11 protein-coding genes are annotated in these 16,348 nt (G+C 58.0%); 6 read left to right on the forward strand and 5 right to left on the reverse strand.

What is annotated here, in order from left to right:
* Positions 1 to 9: 9 nt before the first annotated feature.
* Genes KVG87_RS01805 through KVG87_RS01825 form a run of 5 tightly spaced genes read right to left on the reverse strand, consistent with a single transcriptional unit; the run spans position 10 to position 6,536 of the window.
* Entirely contained in the window at positions 10 to 387 is a 378-nt protein-coding gene (locus KVG87_RS01805) for a response regulator (protein WP_016774860.1), read from the reverse strand.
* A gap of 44 nt (positions 388 to 431) precedes the next feature.
* Positions 432 to 1,646 carry a hybrid sensor histidine kinase/response regulator gene (locus tag KVG87_RS01810; RefSeq protein WP_217848898.1) on the reverse strand — a complete coding sequence of 405 codons (1,215 nt, stop codon included), beginning with the start codon at positions 1,644 to 1,646 and terminating at the stop codon, positions 432 to 434.
* Positions 1,640 to 2,233, reverse strand: coding sequence for a chemotaxis protein CheB (locus KVG87_RS01815; RefSeq protein WP_217848900.1), 594 nt, complete (start codon positions 2,231 to 2,233; stop codon positions 1,640 to 1,642). Before KVG87_RS01815 ends, KVG87_RS01810 begins: the two co-directional genes overlap by 7 nt.
* The gene (locus KVG87_RS01820; RefSeq protein WP_016774863.1) at positions 2,230 to 3,063 is read right to left on the reverse strand and encodes a CheR family methyltransferase; all 834 of its coding nucleotides are present in this window, start codon (positions 3,061 to 3,063) and stop codon (positions 2,230 to 2,232) included. Before KVG87_RS01820 ends, KVG87_RS01815 begins: the two co-directional genes overlap by 4 nt.
* Positions 3,063 to 6,536: a response regulator gene (locus KVG87_RS01825; RefSeq protein ID WP_122706356.1), complete on the reverse strand. Its 3,474-nt coding sequence runs from the start codon at positions 6,534 to 6,536 to the stop codon at positions 3,063 to 3,065. The genes KVG87_RS01820 and KVG87_RS01825 overlap by 1 nt, the downstream gene beginning before the upstream one ends.
* Before the next feature lie 264 nt (positions 6,537 to 6,800).
* On the opposite strand from KVG87_RS01825, the gene KVG87_RS01830 reads away from it, so the two are divergent.
* From KVG87_RS01830 to KVG87_RS01855, 6 genes are all read left to right on the forward strand, one after another.
* On the forward strand, positions 6,801 to 7,160 hold the full coding sequence (locus tag KVG87_RS01830) for a response regulator (protein ID WP_217848902.1): 360 nt from the start codon (positions 6,801 to 6,803) through the stop codon (positions 7,158 to 7,160).
* A 607-nt stretch (positions 7,161 to 7,767) separates the two neighbouring features.
* Entirely contained in the window at positions 7,768 to 11,256 is a 3,489-nt protein-coding gene (locus tag KVG87_RS01835) for a hypothetical protein (RefSeq protein ID WP_225930733.1), read from the forward strand.
* A gap of 95 nt (positions 11,257 to 11,351) precedes the next feature.
* Positions 11,352 to 12,656 carry a glycosyltransferase gene (locus tag KVG87_RS01840; RefSeq protein WP_217848906.1) on the forward strand — a complete coding sequence of 435 codons (1,305 nt, stop codon included), beginning with the start codon at positions 11,352 to 11,354 and terminating at the stop codon, positions 12,654 to 12,656.
* Positions 12,657 to 12,763: 107 nt separating this feature from the next.
* The gene (locus KVG87_RS01845; protein WP_217848908.1) at positions 12,764 to 13,627 is read left to right on the forward strand and encodes a PI-PLC domain-containing protein; all 864 of its coding nucleotides are present in this window, start codon (positions 12,764 to 12,766) and stop codon (positions 13,625 to 13,627) included.
* 88 nt (positions 13,628 to 13,715) lie between these two features.
* A complete protein-coding gene (locus tag KVG87_RS01850) occupies positions 13,716 to 14,621 on the forward strand; it encodes an AraC family transcriptional regulator (RefSeq protein WP_076562729.1) in 906 nt (301 codons plus the stop codon).
* 342 nt (positions 14,622 to 14,963) lie between these two features.
* On the forward strand, positions 14,964 to 16,274 hold the full coding sequence (locus KVG87_RS01855) for an ABC transporter substrate-binding protein (protein WP_056789755.1): 1,311 nt from the start codon (positions 14,964 to 14,966) through the stop codon (positions 16,272 to 16,274).
* Positions 16,275 to 16,348: the final 74 nt, after the last annotated feature.

The following is a 16,348-nucleotide window of genomic DNA, read 5'->3' on the forward strand; positions in this document are numbered from 1 at the left end:
GCATGAGAATCAGGCCAGCAATTCCTGAATCTTTTCCTGCAGCACATCCAGATCGAACGGTTTTTCCAGGATCGGTGCCTTGCTGGTGATCGGGCTGCCGGTTTCACGGATTTCCTGCGGGTAGCCGCTGATGAAAATCACTTTCAGGTCCGGTCGCAGCTTCACTGCAGGCTCGGCGATCTGCACGCCGGAGATCCCGCCCGGCAGGCGGAAATCGGTAATCAGCATGTCCAGGTGAGGTTTGCTGGCGAGGATCTCGAAAGCCTGCTCGCCATTTTCCGCTTGCAACACGCGATAGCCCTGCCCTGACAGGTAATCCGTCAGGACCATCAAGATAACCGGTTCGTCTTCGACGACGAGTACTACATCTTGCGCATCTACGCTCATGGGAAGCCTTTGTTCGGTCAATAGCTGCTGATACGACCGTGTGGTCACTCAGAGGTTGCGTCGGATATGCCGTTTTCCTGGATCGGCAGACAAACGCGAAACAGGGCGCCTTCGTTGATTTCACTCTCGACGACGATGGAGCCGCCATGGGCGGCGACGATCTGCTCGGAAATGAACAGACCCAGCCCGAGCCCGGCCACCACCGTCTTGGCGGACACCCGTTCGAACTGCTGAAAAATACGCTTCTGGTTCTCGGCGCTGATGCCGATGCCGTGGTCCTGGACTTCGACCCGCGCCTCCTCGCCTTCGCGATAGACGCGCACCTGAATCGGGCTGCGACCACCATAACGCAAAGCGTTGGTCAGCAGATTGGACACCACTTGCTCGATGCGGAACTCGTCCCAGCAACCTTCTACCGGCTCGGACGCCTCAAAGGAAACGCTAGTTTCCGCCGCCTCCATTTGCGGAGCAAAGTTCTGCAGCAGATTGCTGACCAGTTGCACCAGATCGAAACGACTCGGGCGGATCGACAGTTTGCCGGTGCGGATTCGCGAGACATCGAGCATGTCTTCAATCAGGCGAATCAGGCTTTTGATCTGCCGCTCATCGCGGTCGACCATTGCCTGCATCTTGTCGAGGGTGAACGCCGCGGCGTTGTCCCGGGACAGGTGCATCTTGCGCAGCTGGGTTTCAAGAATCAGGCCATTGAGCGGTGTACGCACCTCGTGGGCGACGATGGACATGAAGTCATCGCGCATGCGCACCGCCTGTTCCAGCTCAAGCTGCGTGCTTTGCAGCTGTTGCAGCAGCGCTTCCTGCTCGCGTCGGGCCTGCTCGAGCGCCTCGACCTGCTGTTTCATGGCCTTGCTCTGGCGATACAGATCAACGAAAACGTTGACCTTGCTCTTCACCGCATGAATGTCCAACGGCTTGTGCAGGAAGTCCACCGCACCGCTTTCGTAGCCCTTGAACGCGTAGTTGAGTTCACGGCCAGCGGCGCTGACGAAAATGATCGGAATGTTCTTGGTCTTCTCGGTGCCGCGCATCAACTCGGCCAATTCGAAGCCGTTCATGCCGGGCATCTGCACGTCGAGAATGGCCATGGCGAATTCGTGTTGCAGCAACAGCGACAGTGCCTCGTCCGCCGACAGAGCCTTGTAGACCGTGCGATCCTCGCGCTTGATCAGCGCTTCCAGCGCCAGCAGGTTTTCTGGCAGATCGTCGACGATCAACAGTTTGGCTTGGATATTACTCAGCATGCGATTCGTTCCAGCTCGACTAGCAGACGGCCGATGCCGTGAATGGGTAGGACATGATCCGGCTGCAGAACGTTCAGTGCAGCCTGGGGCATGGTGGCGACTTGTGCATCCTCGGGGTCTTGAACAATGGTCAGGCCGCCGCAGCGCTTGACGCAGGCCAGCCCGTAAGCGCCATCCTGGTTGGCGCCGGTCAGCAGTAAGGCGGCGAGTGTCGGGCCGTAGACGTCAGCGGCGGATTCAAACAGGTAATCGATTGAAGGCCGCGAATGATGTACGCGGTCCTCTAGGCTCAGCGACAGGCTGCGATCCGCTTCGACCGACAAGTGATAACCGGGCGTGGCGAAATACACCGTGCCGGCTTCAATGTCCTGCTTGTCTTCAGCTTCCTTGACCGGCATCGCCACGCGGCGGGAGAACACTTCGGCCAGATGACTGCGGCGCTCTTCCGGCAGATGCAGAACGATGATGATCGGCAGCACATAGCCTTTGCGCAATGGCCCGAGCAGGGTCAGCAACGCCTCGACACCGCCTGCGGAGGCGCCGATCACGACGGCCTCGATGCGAGGCAGGCTCGGGGTGTCGTTCATGATTTGCGGTAGATCCGTTCTTGTTTGACCAACGCCTCGAACTGGTTCGAATAGTTGGAAAAATCCAGGGTTTCCTTGCTGCCCAGCACCAGAAAGCCGCGATGCGACAACGATTCATGGAACAGCCCGAACGCCCGGTCCTGCAACTTCTTGTTGAAATAGATCAGCACGTTGCGGCAGGAAATCAACTGGGTTTCGGAGAACACGCTGTCGGTGGCCAGGCTGTGGTCGGCGAATGTCACGTTCTCGCACAGGCTCTTGTCGAAAATCGCGTAGCCGTAGGCTGCCGTGTAGTAATCGGCAAACGAACGCTGACCGCCGGCCTGCTGATAGTTGGCAGTGTAGGCGCGGACGTTTTCCATGGAGAAAATCCCTTGCTTGGCCTTCTCCAGCGAGCGCGGGTTGATGTCGGTGGCGTAGATGATCGTGCGGTCGAGCAGGCCTTCCTCGCGCAGCAGAATCGCCATCGAATAGACCTCCTCGCCCGTGCTGCAGCCGGCAATCCAGATTTTCAGCGACGGATAGGTACGCAGCAGCGGCACCACTTCGTTGCGGATCGCCAGGAAGTGCGACGGATCGCGGAACATCTCGCTGACCGGGATCGTCAGCAGTTGCAGCAGCTGCATGAACGCGGTCGGGTCGTGCAGGACTTTTTCTTGCAGGGCCGAGATGGTCGCGCACTCGAACTGACTCAGCGCGTGCTGCACCCGGCGCTTGATCGAAGCGCCGGAGTAGTCGCGAAAGTCGTAGCTGTATTTCAGGTAAATCGCCTCGATCAACAAGCGTAATTCGATTTCGCTGTTGCGCTCGGCTGAACTGCTGCGTTCCACTAGATGCGTTCCATTTTCGGTAACCACACACGTATCAGCGAGAACAGACGATCAAGGTCGATGGGCTTGGCCAGGTAATCGTTGGCGCCCGCTTGCAGGCAGCGCTCCTGATCGTCCTTCATGGCCTTGGCCGTCACCGCGATGATCGGCAGCTTGCGCCAGCGCGGATCCTTGCGGATTTCCATGGTGGCTTCGAAGCCATCCATTTCCGGCATCATCACGTCCATCAGCACCAGGTCGATGTCCTCGACTTCATGAAGTTTCTCAATCGCTTCGCGGCCGTTACGGCCGATCACCACGACTGCGCCTTTGTGTTCCAGCGCGCTGGTCAGGGCGAAGATATTGCGCACATCGTCGTCCACCAGCAGCACTTTGCGACCTTCAAAGACCTTGTCGCGGCTGCGCGCGGTCTTGAGCATCTTCTGCCGTTCATGGGACAGCTGCGATTCGACTTTGTGCAGAAAGAGTGTGACCTCATCGAGCAACCGCTCCGGGGAGCGTGCGCCCTTGATGATGATCGAGCGCGAATACTTGCGCAGTTCGGCCTCTTCGTCGCGGGTGAGGTTGCGTCCGGTGTAAACGATGACCGGCGGGAACGAGCAGATGTCCTCGGTGGACATGCGCTTGAGTAGATCGTTGCCGAGCATGTCCGGCAGCTTGAGATCGATGACCATGCAGTCGTAGATGGTCGTGCGCAGCAATTCCAGGGCGTCCTGGGCCAGGCCGACGGCAGTGATTTCGATGTCTTCGTCGCCAATCAGCCGCGCGATGCTTTCGCGTTGCAGATCGTCGTCTTCGACCAGCAGCACGCGTTTGACCTTCTGCGTCAGCTTGGCCTCGAGACGGGCGAACACATCCTTGAGCTCTTCGCGGGTGGTCGGCTTCACTGCGTAGCCGATCGCGCCCATGTGCATGGCGGCTTCGACGCGGTCTTCCACGGAAATCACGTGCACCGGAATGTGCCGGGTTTCGGCGCGTTCTTTCAAGCGTTGCAGCACGGTCAGACCGGAATGATCCGGCAGGCGCATGTCGAGCAGGATCGCATCCGGCACGAATTCGCGCGCCAGGTCGTAACCTTCGTCAGCGCCGTGGGCGACCAGACACATGTAGCCCAACTCATGGGCCAGGTCATAGAGGATACGGGCGAAGTTCGGTTCGTCCTCCACCACCAGAATGCAGCGGGTGGCGAACGGTGCCTTGTCGCGATCGTCGGCAAAGCGCGGGATGACTGCCGGAATCGCCGATGCCAGCGGAGCCGCAACAGCAACTGGCGCAGGCGTCACAGGTGCCGGGTGGAAGGTCAGCGGCGCGGCCGGCGTTTCACCGAATTCGTGATACTGACGCGGCAACACCAGCGTAAACGTACTGCCCTGCCCCGGTACGCTGTCGACGCTGATCGAACCGCCCAGCAACGTCGCCAGATCCCGCGAGATCGACAGGCCCAGACCGGTGCCGCCGTACTTGCGATTGGTGGTGCCATCCGCCTGACGGAACGCCTCGAAGATACTTTCCTGCTGATCCGCGGCGATACCGATCCCGGAATCCTTGACGCTGAAGGCGATGTGATCATTCGGCTGCGCGGTGATGGTCAGGCTCACGGCGCCGTGCTCGGTGAACTTGATCGCGTTGGACAGCAGGTTCTTGATGACCTGCTCCAGACGCTGACGGTCGGTGAACAGTAAGCCCGGTGCGTCCGGCTGAACCTCGACGCTGAAGGCCAGTTTCTTGTCCGCCGCCAACGGTTCGAACATCGAGCGCAAGCCGTCGACCAGACGATCGACGCGGGTGTTTTCGGCAATCACTTCAAGTTTGCCGGCCTCGACCTTGGAAATGTCGAGAATGTCGTTGATCAGGTTGAGCAGATCGTTGCCGGCCGAATAGATCGATTCGGCGAACTTGACCTGTTCGGCCGACAGATTCTGCTGCGGGTTTTCCGCCAGCAGTTTGGCCAGAATCAGCGAACTGTTGAGCGGCGTGCGCAGTTCGTGGGACATGTTGGCGAGGAATTCGGACTTGTACTTGCTCGAGCGTTGCAGCTCTTCGGCACGCTCTTCAAGCTGGATCTGCGCCTGATTCAGCTCGGTGTTTTTCTTGTCCATCGCATCGCGCTGCTCGGCGAGCTGCTCGTTGGTCTGCTCCAGCTCAACCTGCTGGGTTTCCAGATGCGCCTGGGATTCCTTGAGAATCCGCGACTGTTCTTCCAGCTCTTCGTTGGCGGTCTTCAGCTCTTCCTGCTGCACTTGCAGCTCTTCATTGAGCTGCTGGGTTTCGGCGAGCACTTCCTGCAAGCGCTGACGGTAACGCGCCGCTTCGATCGAGGTGCCGATGTTGCCGGCAATCAATTCCAGCAGTTCGATGTCGCGCTCGGACAGCGGACGCAGGAAACCCAGCTCGATCACGCCATTGACCCGATCGTCATCGCTGGTCGGCACCACCAGCACACTGTGCGGCAGACCTGCACCGAGCCCGGAGCTGACTTTGAAATAGTCGCCCGGGACCGCGTCGAGACGGATCAGGCGTGCCTGTTCTGCCACTTGGCCGACGATGCCTTCGCCGCTGTAGATCGTTTGATTGAGCTCTTCCTGCTCGCGGGAGAAACCATAAGTCGCCACGCGCTTGAGGCCGCCATGTTCTTCGCGCACATAAAGCGCGGCGACGGCAGTACCAAGGTATTGCGCACAGAATTGCAGAATGTTGCGCCCCAGCAGGTTCAGCGTCAGTTGCCCCAACACCTGCTCGGCCAATTGTGTCTGGCCGTTGCGCAGCCACGCCTGCTTCTCCAGGCGTTCAGCGCTGGCCAGCTGCGCGGCGAGGTTGGCGCTGTAATTGGTCGACAGGTTGAGCAGATCACGGCGGCCGATGTAGGCCAGCAAACCGCTGATGCCAACGATGAAGATCAGGTAAAGGGTGATGCTCCAGATCGTCGTGCGGCGCACATCCTCATTGCGCGTGGCGCGCAGCACCTGCTCGGTCTCGATGACGTCCTCGAATTGCTTGCGGATTTCATCGGTCAGGCGCTTGCCCCGCCCGGCCTTGACCGCACCGCGATAGTCGCCACTGCTGCGCTGCAGATCGATCATAGACTGCGCGTAATTGGCCCACTCCACCTGCAAGGCTTGCAAACGGCGCAGGCGATCGGTCTGCACCGGATTATCGGCGGTCAGCTCCAGCAACGTATTGAGAGCGACCTCGATACGCGGCTTGGCAACTTCGTACGGGTCGAGAAAGTGCTCGTCACCGCTGAGCAGATAGCCGCGCATGCCGGTTTCCAGATCAACGGTGAGCTTCACCGCTTCATTGGCGTTATTGATCACCCGGTCGGTGTGCTCGACCCATTGGATGACCGACAGCAAATAAGTGATCAGCGAGACGAAGAACACGGCGCTGAGCACGCCAACGCCCAGCGGCAGGCTGACGTTGCGACTCAGAAGTTTGCGGAACCGTTGTTCATCAACCGAGGACGGAGAGGACATGGGGCAGCCTTGTCGAACTGTTGAAAACCCGAGAGTTTGCCCCAAAACCCCGCCATGGATCCATTTTTCTCACACAAATGATGGCATTTTCCTACGCACACCTGCGCATTGGACGACGCCAACGGTTATCCTTGCCTCACCGCACTGACCTGTTCTTTTTTGTATCAGCTCGGGAACTTGTGGCTATGCGCCACTTACTCATGCAAGAGTCCGGCAAATTCGCTTGCCCGGTATCCCCCGATTTCAATTTTTGAGAGTCCTGCCATGTCTGCCACTCCATCCACTATCCTGGTCGTTGAAGACGACTCCATCGTGCGCATGCTTATCGTCGATGTACTGGAAGAGTTGGACTACAAGGTTGTGGAGGCTGATGGCAGCGAGCAAGCCTTGGCTTTTCTTCAGGACCAGAACCAGCAGATTGATCTGATGATGACGGACGTTGGCCTTCCAGGCATGGATGGTCGCGAACTCGCAGGCGAAGCCCGTAAACTGCGCCCTGCTCTGCCCATCCTGTTCGCCAGCGGCTATGCCGAGAATATTGACGTGCCCAGCGACATGCATGTCATCGGCAAGCCCTTCTCCATCGATCAATTGCGCGACAAAGTCAAAGGCATTCTGAACTAAACCTGATAAATGTCCGTCGCGGATGCAACTTGTCACATCCAAAAATAATCAGCAACTAACTAACACTGCCATTGCTTAACCTGCCAGCTCTATCCTGAATAATCTTTGGCCGCGTTAATAAATAACGAAAATACAGCCAAGGAACTTTCGATACTCATTCAGGATAGAGCCCATGCAGTTCATTTCTTCCGACGTGCCTGCCGCCGTCGATCGCTTCGCGCCCGATAAACAGGAACGCGCGCTTATTGTTCAGTCACTTGCCGAAGCCCTTAAGGCAACTGAGTTTGAAGTCTCGGCCGACAGTTACTCGGCAAGCGCGTCGCTGCCGGTCGCCACTGTATTCAATGTGCAAGATCGCTTCATCCCCCGGGTCATCGGCAGCAGTTTTGACGAACGCTGTGAACCAGCACGCAATGCCTTCAAAAATTTAATTGCAACCCCGGAGTTTGCGCAGCTGTTACGCAACCATTCTTTTTCAGCTGATATTAAACTAGCAGTGGATGCCAACGCCGGAGTTCTCATTGTTTATGACTCAGAGTTCGAATCCCATCGTTTCAGCATTGCACTGGACAATGCTGAAGTTTCGGTGTTTTCCGAAGAGCTCGACATGCTCGCCGATTTGGCAAAAACCATCGGCGGCGTCGTTTATTCCGGCCAAGTGATTGGCATAGTGCAATGGTTGAAGTTCAACGGTTATGACTTGCCGACGAACATTGCCAAAACCCGGGCACTGATTGAATGGCTGGCCTTCGAACTGCCTGAGCCGCCTTCCTTGGGCGACTACCACGAATTGCTCCACGCCGATGAGTCGTCACCGTTTCATTTATCGATAGCGGACCGCAAAGTCATAACCCAGACAGTGCATGAGCTGACCCAAGGTGCGACAAGCCTGTTGCAGGTACTGGCGTTCGCCAACTTCAACCTGATTCCGGCACAGGACATACGCGACAACGCGGACAAGTTCCTGCACAACTTCCTGAGGCGAAAAACCGCTCGCGCCCTGGGAGAAATCCTGCATGCACGGCTCGGCTGGCATCTGGAAGCCAATAACCCGGACGTGCGCGAACGCCAGCTCAACGAGTTGGTCATCGCTGCGCTGATCATCGACATGCAATTGCGTTCCGATCAGCCTCTTGTCGCCGGCTATGACTTCTATCAACCGGCGAATGCCGCACTCGGCGCGGCCGAAGTACGCGTCCTGTTCGAACAGCATCTGGTTGATCAGGGCCTGAGCGAAGCGCACAACGCGCCACTGGCAGCGCATCTGTTGATGGCAGGTGCAGCGCCGGAGTTGCTCATCGACCAGATCCCGCCCGGGCTCACGCTGGACAAGCCAGGCTGGGTAACCGCCCGCCAGAGCGCTGCCGTGGTCGAGCACGCCGCACCTGGTAGCTCGCGAGCAATGACGTTTGCACAACTCAAGGCGTTTTCCGAGCTGACCCCGGTTTCCGGTGAGCTCGACAAGTTGTACGAAGCGGCGGCGATCCCGGCGGTGGTGGACTGGGCGGTACTCAACGGAGTGATTCCTTATCGCAGCGACAAAGACTACGACAAGGCCGCGATGATCAAGGCCAGCGCATTTTTCTCGCGTTACATGGAGGCTCTGGCCCAGTCTGAGACTGGCTTGTCCACCGCGCCTCCGGACCGGCGCAAAATCGCTTTGCGTGCGCTGGAGCAAGTGATGCCCGCCGGCGCCTATCTCGAACAACAGGCCTTCGAAATAAAGTACCTGGACAGCTTCGGCGAACGTAGCTGGCTGGAAGGGTTGAAGGCTGCGCATCCGGCGGGGATTCTCACCGAGTTCTGGAATTTCCTCGCCAGCGCCACTGACAACAACCAATACGCGATCAACGGCCTGTTGCGCTTACGCCTGTCGATTCTCGATCTGTATCTTTCCGGCGATCTGGTTGAAGACGGACAACTTTCGGACAAATTCAAGACCCGCGACAACTTCCACCCCCCGGCCGATGCCTTCACCCGCCTGGCCGAACTGCAATCGCCGTCGCAACTGTTTGATCAGGCGTTTGATCGTTACTACCGGAACGTGCGCGAGGGTCTATCGTCCCTGATCAAAATGGCGATCACGCAGATGCCAGAGCCTGATCGTCAGGCCTTGACCAGCGGCCAAATGACCTTCTACACCGTCAGGAAGGAAGTCAATCCACTGAATCCGCAGCAAGAAACGCAAATCCAGCGAGATGAGGCCAATGGGCGTTACGGGATCATTCTTTGCTGCGACAACGGTGATCGGCTGCGTGCTTACGAACTGTTCACGCTGCGCGGCGTCTGCTACGAGCGTCCGGATCTGGCCCTCAAGCTGCAAGACACCGGCCTCATTCATCAACGGCCGACCCTTTCGTACACCGGCAGCAAGTATGATTTTCAGGACAAAAACAAAGCCGGCGAGTGGCCCCTCGATTACGCCGCCTACCGCGAAGGCAGCGAACCACGCCAGGGCATGACTTCCAAAGTAGTGGTGGAGAAGCTCTGGCAGCTGCAACTGGAAGAGACTGATGTGCGCGCGGTTCCGCTGTTCTTTTCTGCGCAACTGGATGAGATCGCCCAATGCGTACTGGACAACCATCCTGTCGCCCGCCGCGAGGAGTTGTATGCCGCACTGGATGTGCGCAATGGTCTGGAAGAATGGCGCGACACCAGGGAGATCGTCGAGAACCTGGCAATCAACGTCATCGTGCCGTTCAAACAGTGCATTGAAGACATTCGTTCCGGACGCACCGACCGTGTCGCCGAAGGCATTGGGGGCTGCATTCTGGATGGCCTGTCGGTCATCGGCCTGCTGGTCGGTCTTGGCGCGTCGGCAGCGAGCATCATCGCCAAGACCGGGTCGACCACCCTCAAACTGCTGAAAGTCGCCAAAGCCGTGGCCCGAGCGGCCGTGTCGCTGATCAACCCGCTCGACGGATTGCCCACCCTCGCCCGCAAAGGTTTTCGTCTGGTCAAACGCGGCGTGGTCTTTGCCGGCGAAACCGCGCTCGATGCCGCGCACACCGCCAGCGTGCAATTGAAAAGGTTGATGCATGGCGTCGAGAGTCGGGACTGGCTCAGGCTCTCCCACACCGGCGATGTGCGTCAGGCGACCTGGCGAGGCGCCGACGCGCTTGGCGAAGCGATCAACATCGCAGTGCTCGAACGCAACCAGCACTGGCACGCGCTGAGCATCCGCACCGGCGGTGCCTGGGGCCCGCGCCTGAAACTGCTCGACCTGGGCAACTTCGCCCCGCTGAAGCGCCTGTTCGGCCGCTTCAAGCCATTCAGTTACACCCGCGGTTATCTGAAAAAAGCCATTCCCCACGCCCGGACCAAGCTGGACAACTCCATCAGCGCGCTGTCGCAACTGTCGTCCAACGACGACATTCGCGCGGTGCTCAAGCATGTGTTCGGTAACGATTCCGATGAAGTGGCACAGCACGTGTCGAAACATCTCAGCGCGATGCGCAAGGATCTCGAGTCGATCAGCTTCAGCAATGTGACGTTCCGCCCGCATCAACCCGGCGTAATCGCCTCGCTTTCGCCACCGGCCTATAAGCGTTGGCAGACAGCGCTGCGCACTGGCGAGAAGATCGATGAGTCCGCAGGCCGGTTTTTGTCGATTTATCCGGACAATCTCGATGAGTTTTACAAGTTGTCGCGCTACGACGACGGCAGCGTCGCCGACGTGCTGATTCACGAAATGTCCCACGGTGGCCCGGACACCCTCGACCTGTACTACGGCAAGGTCTACCCGGAGTTGCATCAGGCGGAATTCGATGCGGTCGGACTGCTGGAGCTGGCTCGGGACGCGCGCAAGGCGCATCCGGACAACCTGATCAACCCACATCACGCTCTGGCGCACCGACCGGGATTCGTCGAGTTCAACCAGGTAAAAGCCAGTCTGCCGAAACTGGTCCAGGACCATCCGGCGCTGGCCAACGCTGAGTCATACATGCTTGCGGTATCGCTGCTCGATCAAGCGCAAACGCGTCCGGCCACATTGAGCTTCAATGTGAAGACCATCGACGATGCCGTGCGCAACACCGCTGCCGGCAAGTTTCTGCAAGGGCCGCTGCTGCTCAATCTCGCCAAACCGGTCAGTTAAGCGCTGAACGGCCCGCCGGTGAACAGGGTGCATTTCAATCACTTCGCTGTGGTTTAATTGCGCCCTTTTTTCTTCCATGGGTCAGAGGATCAGTCTTGAGCCATTCGCGTACCACCAAAGTTCTGGTCATCGGCTACGTCTGGCCAGAACCGCGCTCATCGGCGGCCAGCGGGCATGTCATGCAGATCCTCGAGACATTTCTCGATCAAGGCTGGGACATCACGTTCAGCAGCCCGGCCGGCCCGGGTGAACACAAGGCTGATCTGACAGCGCTGGGCATTCGCGAAGTATCGATCGAGCTCAACAACAGCAGTTTCGACGTGTTCATCAGCGAGTTGGCGCCGGATATTGTGCTGTTCGATCAGTTCATGATGGAAGAACAGTTCGGCTGGCGGGTGGAGAAACACTGCCCGGACGCCCTGCGCATCCTCGAAACCTCCGACCTGCAAAGCCTGCGGCATGCGCGTCATCAGCGCCTGAAAGACCGGCTGAAAAGCAACGACGAGCAGACTGATTTCACCGGGCTGTTTGCACCGGCATTGCCCGAAGAATTCCAGCTGATGGCCGGCACCGATCTGGCCAAACGGGAAATCGCTGCGCTGTATCGGTGCGACTTGAACCTGATGATTTCCGAAGTCGAGATCGACCTGCTGGTGGAGGAATTTGGCCTGCCCCGGCAAATCCTGCATTGGTGTCCGTTGATGATTGATCTTCCGGACACCACCCCGCCAGGTTTCGAGGAGCGCGCGCATTTCCTCAGCATTGGCAACTTCCGTCACGCGCCAAACTGGGATGCCGTGCTCTGGATGAAGACCACGCTCTGGCCGCTGATCCGCGCGCGCCTGCCTCGCGCGCAACTGCATATCTATGGCGCCTATACACCGCCCAAAGCCACCGCACTGCACAACCCGGCCCAAGGCTTTCACATCATGGACTGGGCCGAAGATGCGCTTGAAGTGATGTCGGCAGCACGAGTCTGCCTTGCGCCATTGCGCTTTGGCGCGGGAATCAAGGGCAAACTGCTCGATGCCATGCTCTGTGGCACGCCGAGTGTGACCACGCCGATCGGCGCCGAAGCCATGCACGGCGACGCTCCGTGGCCGGGAGCCGTCGCCCTCGACGCAAACACCTTTGCCGAACAGGCGGTGCAACTGTACGAAGATCCAGCGCGCTGGCAGCAAGCGCATATTCAGGCTTCGGCACTTTTGCAGCAGCGTTATCAGCGCAGCGTACATGGCCCGCGTCTGATCAACCGGATAGATGATTGCCGACAACACTTGGCACAACTTAGAAACGACAACTTCACCGGCGCCATGTTGCGACATCACACACTCAAAAGCACTCAATACATGGCTCAATGGATCGAAGCCAAAAATCAGCTGACCCCAACAGAGCGTTGATCACATCAATTACATGACTTGCATTAAAAGTGAACTTTCGCAATAACACGAACATGCCTATAAACATCCTGCGCGCAACTAATTAACCACTTCGCAGGATATGCAACATGGAAAACTTCGACGATATACCAACCCATCAATGGATGGCTGATTCACCACAAATCGATAATCTTTCGCTATTTGAAATGACCCTGCCCGGCGCGCATAACGCCGGTTGTGACTGGGAAGCCTCTTACGCCCTGATTCCCGGTAAAAACTGGCTTGCCTGCCAGGACGTTTCCTTTTATTCGCAGTTGAATCGCGGCGCTCGCGCACTTGATGTACGCCTTGTTTACAACAGCAAGGCGAAACAACTGGCGAAGTTTCGTTTCCATCACAATGGATTCAACTCTTCCCGAACGCTTGAAGACCTGATCAGGGACCTTAAGGGATTTTATGAAAGAAGCCCGAACGAGTTTATCGTTCTGGACTTCCATGAACTTTCCAACGCTACAGATCCATTCAACCATGACGAGTTCAAAACAGCTTTGCTGGAGCACCTCGGGGAACGGATTATTCCCACCGACAATCTGCACCTGACAATCGGCGAACTCAAAGCCATCAATCCATTGCAACGCATCATGGTGGCCGCGCCGATGACCTGGGAAAGCGAAGACTTTCGTTTCTACAGGCCAATCAATCACAAGTGGATCGGCAAATCACAGGTCAGCACCTCGGATCTTTATGGCTATATAGACAACGTACTTAGCACACCTGTCAGTACGCTCCGCCCATGGTCGCTGTCGGCAACCAGTTACACACTCGGCGGCCCACAGCGAATCCTCGACAGTCTTGACGAGTGGTTCGACCCGGAAAAATCCGATTGGGCGCGCAAGTGCAACATCATCAATTTCGACTTCATCAAAAATTCGAACATCGTGCGTTTCTGCCAAATGGCCAACGTGCAAAAGGCGCGCGACAAGCTCAGCTGAGCGGTCACCACGGACGGCCGGACGGAAGTGGCACAAATGGCAAAAAACGAGGCATGATCGCGCAGCGATAATAAAAAAGTGCCCCGTCATGACCCGAACCGCTCGCGTGACCGACCCTTCCTACGAGTTGATGGACGACCATAACGGTTTGTCCATCATCTACCGCCAGCACGGCTTCCCCTGCCCGCTGGTGCGTTGGCATTTCCACAAGGAATACGAGCTGCACCTGATCGTTGCCAGTTCCGGCAAAGTGTTCATCGGCGATTACATTGGCAACTTCTATCCGGAAACCCTGTTTCTGACCGGTCCCAACCTGCCGCACAACTGGATCAGCCAGATCGCTGAAGATGAAGTGGTGGAGAAGCGCGACATGCTGGTCAACTTCACCGACGAATTGTTCGAGAGCGGGCACCAGGTGTTCGCTGAGCTGAAATCCCTGGCGCCACTGCTTGAGCGTGCGCAGTACGGCATCGAATTTCGTTGCAAGCGCACTATCCGTCAGGCCATGACACTGATGCAGCGGATCGCCGACAGCACCGGCATCACTCGCCTCGGGCATTTTTTCATCCTGATGGAATTGCTCGCGGCCAGTGATGATTTCCAGTTGCTGTCCGGTGCCACCACGCCGCAACTGGCCGACGAACACAACATCGACCGCACCAACCGCGCGGTCGATTACATCTTCAGCCATTACGCCCGGGACATTTCACTGGAGGAAGTGGCCGAGCACCTGGGCATGACGCCAACTTACTTCAGCCGGGTATTCAAACAGGCCACCGGACGCAACTTCATCGAATTCGTCAATCGCCTGCGCATCAGCAAATCCTGTGAGCTGCTGGCCGACGGCGACAAACCGGTGACCGAGGTGTGCTTCGAGTCGGGCTTCAACAATATTTCCAACTTCAATCGACGCTTTCAGCAACTCAAGGGCATGACGCCGTCGCACTATCGACGGCTGGCGGTGCAGCGCCTGACTGAACAGAACCATCTCTGACGACACTCTCCCTGTGGGAGCGAGCCTGCTCGCGAAAGCGGTCTGTCAGTGAAAAATCCTGTGGCTGACACACCATCTTCGCGAGCAGGCTCGCTCCCACAAAAAACCGTGCCCCGGCTGGCGAAATCTGTACGCATTCGCTAACGGTCCCTCGCGCAAAACCCCTTCCCTGCGTTCCCCCGCCCAAACCCCAGTGCAAAAAAGTATCAACAAAAGTGCTAGGGATGATTTGTCAGCTCCGCCGTGGAAGGCTGTAATCAGCGCAGATTCTTCCTGCATTCGGAAGACACAAAAACAATAACTGTCCTTCTGCCCCGTCGGGTGCCAGAAAAGGAGTGCACGATGCAACCCACTGCAAAAGCTCTGCTCGCTCTCACCTGCATGACCCTCAGCAGCGTCAGCCTTGGCGCCCAGACCCTGACCATCGCCACCGTCAACAACAGCGACATGATCCGCATGCAGAAACTCTCGAAAACCTTCGAGAGCGAGCATCCGGACATCAAGCTCAATTGGGTGGTGCTGGAAGAAAACGTCCTGCGTCAGCGCCTGACCACCGACATCGCCACACAGGGTGGCCAGTTCGACGTGTTGACCATCGGCATGTACGAAGCCGCACTCTGGGGCGGCAAGGGTTGGCTGGAGCCGATGAAGGATCTGCCGGCCAGTTATGCCCTCGACGACGTCTTCCCGTCGGTGCGCGAAGGTCTGTCGGTGAAGGGTTCGCTGTATGCGCTGCCGTTTTACGCGGAGAGTTCGATCACCTATTACCGCACCGACCTGTTCAAGGAAGCCGGGCTGACCATGCCGGAGCGTCCGACCTGGGAAGAGATCGCCGGGTTTGCCGAAAAGCTCACCCACAAAGACAAAGAGCAGTACGGCATCTGCCTGCGCGGCAAGGCTGGTTGGGGCGAGAACATGGCGCTGGTCACGACGGTCGCCAATGCTTATGGCGCGCGCTGGTTCGATGAGCAGTGGAAACCGGAGTTCAGCGGCCCGGAATGGAAAAATGCGCTGAATTTCTACGTCAACACCATGAAGAAATCCGGCCCGCCGGGCGCATCCAGCAACGGTTTCAATGAAAACCTCGCCCTGTTCAACAGCGGCAAATGCGCGATCTGGGTCGACGCCAGCGTCGCCGGTTCGTTCGTCACCGACAAGACCCAGAGCAAGGTCGCCGATCACGTCGGTTTTACCTTCGCTCCGCATCAGGTCACGGATAAAGGCTCGGCGTGGTTGTATTCGTGGGCGCTGGCGATTCCGACCAGCTCCAAGGCCAAGGACGCAGCAAAAACCTTCAGCGCCTGGGCCACGTCCAAAGAGTACGGCGAACTGGTTGCCAAGACCGATGGCATCGCCAACGTGCCGCCGGGCACCCGCGCTTCGACCTACAGCGACGCGTACATGAGCGCCGCGCCGTTTGCCAAGGTGACGCTGGAATCGCTGAAGGCCGCTGACCCGAGCAAACCGACGCTGAAACCGGTGCCGTACATCGGCATTCAACTGGTGACCATTCCTGAATTCCAGGCAGTCGGCACCCAGGTCGGCAAGCTGTTCTCGGCAGCACTGATCGGCCAGACCACGGTGGATCAGGCGCTGGCGGCGGCGCAGCAGACTACGGAACGCGAGATGAAGCGCGCGGGTTATCCGAAGTAAGCGCTGAACGACTTGCTCCTGCCTCATGTGGGAGCGAGCCTGCTCGCGAAGGCGTCGTGTCAGCCAACACACAT

It is taken from the genome of Pseudomonas siliginis (assembly GCF_019145195.1).
In the GTDB taxonomy this organism is placed as follows: Bacteria; Pseudomonadota; Gammaproteobacteria; order Pseudomonadales; family Pseudomonadaceae; genus Aquipseudomonas; species Aquipseudomonas siliginis.

Coding starts and splice junctions, on each gene's coding strand:
- KVG87_RS01845 (WP_217848908.1), top strand. CDS start 12,764: ATGGAAAACTTCGACGATATACCAACCCATCAATGGATGGCTGATTCA.
- KVG87_RS01830 (WP_217848902.1), top strand. CDS start 6,801: ATGTCTGCCACTCCATCCACTATCCTGGTCGTTGAAGACGACTCCATC.
- KVG87_RS01805 (WP_016774860.1), bottom strand. CDS start 387: ATGAGCGTAGATGCGCAAGATGTAGTACTCGTCGTCGAAGACGAACCG.
- KVG87_RS01835 (WP_225930733.1), top strand. CDS start 7,768: ATGCTCGCCGATTTGGCAAAAACCATCGGCGGCGTCGTTTATTCCGGC.
- KVG87_RS01810 (WP_217848898.1), bottom strand. CDS start 1,646: ATGCTGAGTAATATCCAAGCCAAACTGTTGATCGTCGACGATCTGCCA.
- KVG87_RS01850 (WP_076562729.1), top strand. CDS start 13,716: ATGACCCGAACCGCTCGCGTGACCGACCCTTCCTACGAGTTGATGGAC.
- KVG87_RS01815 (WP_217848900.1), bottom strand. CDS start 2,233: ATGAACGACACCCCGAGCCTGCCTCGCATCGAGGCCGTCGTGATCGGC.
- KVG87_RS01855 (WP_056789755.1), top strand. CDS start 14,964: ATGCAACCCACTGCAAAAGCTCTGCTCGCTCTCACCTGCATGACCCTC.
- KVG87_RS01825 (WP_122706356.1), bottom strand. CDS start 6,536: ATGTCCTCTCCGTCCTCGGTTGATGAACAACGGTTCCGCAAACTTCTG.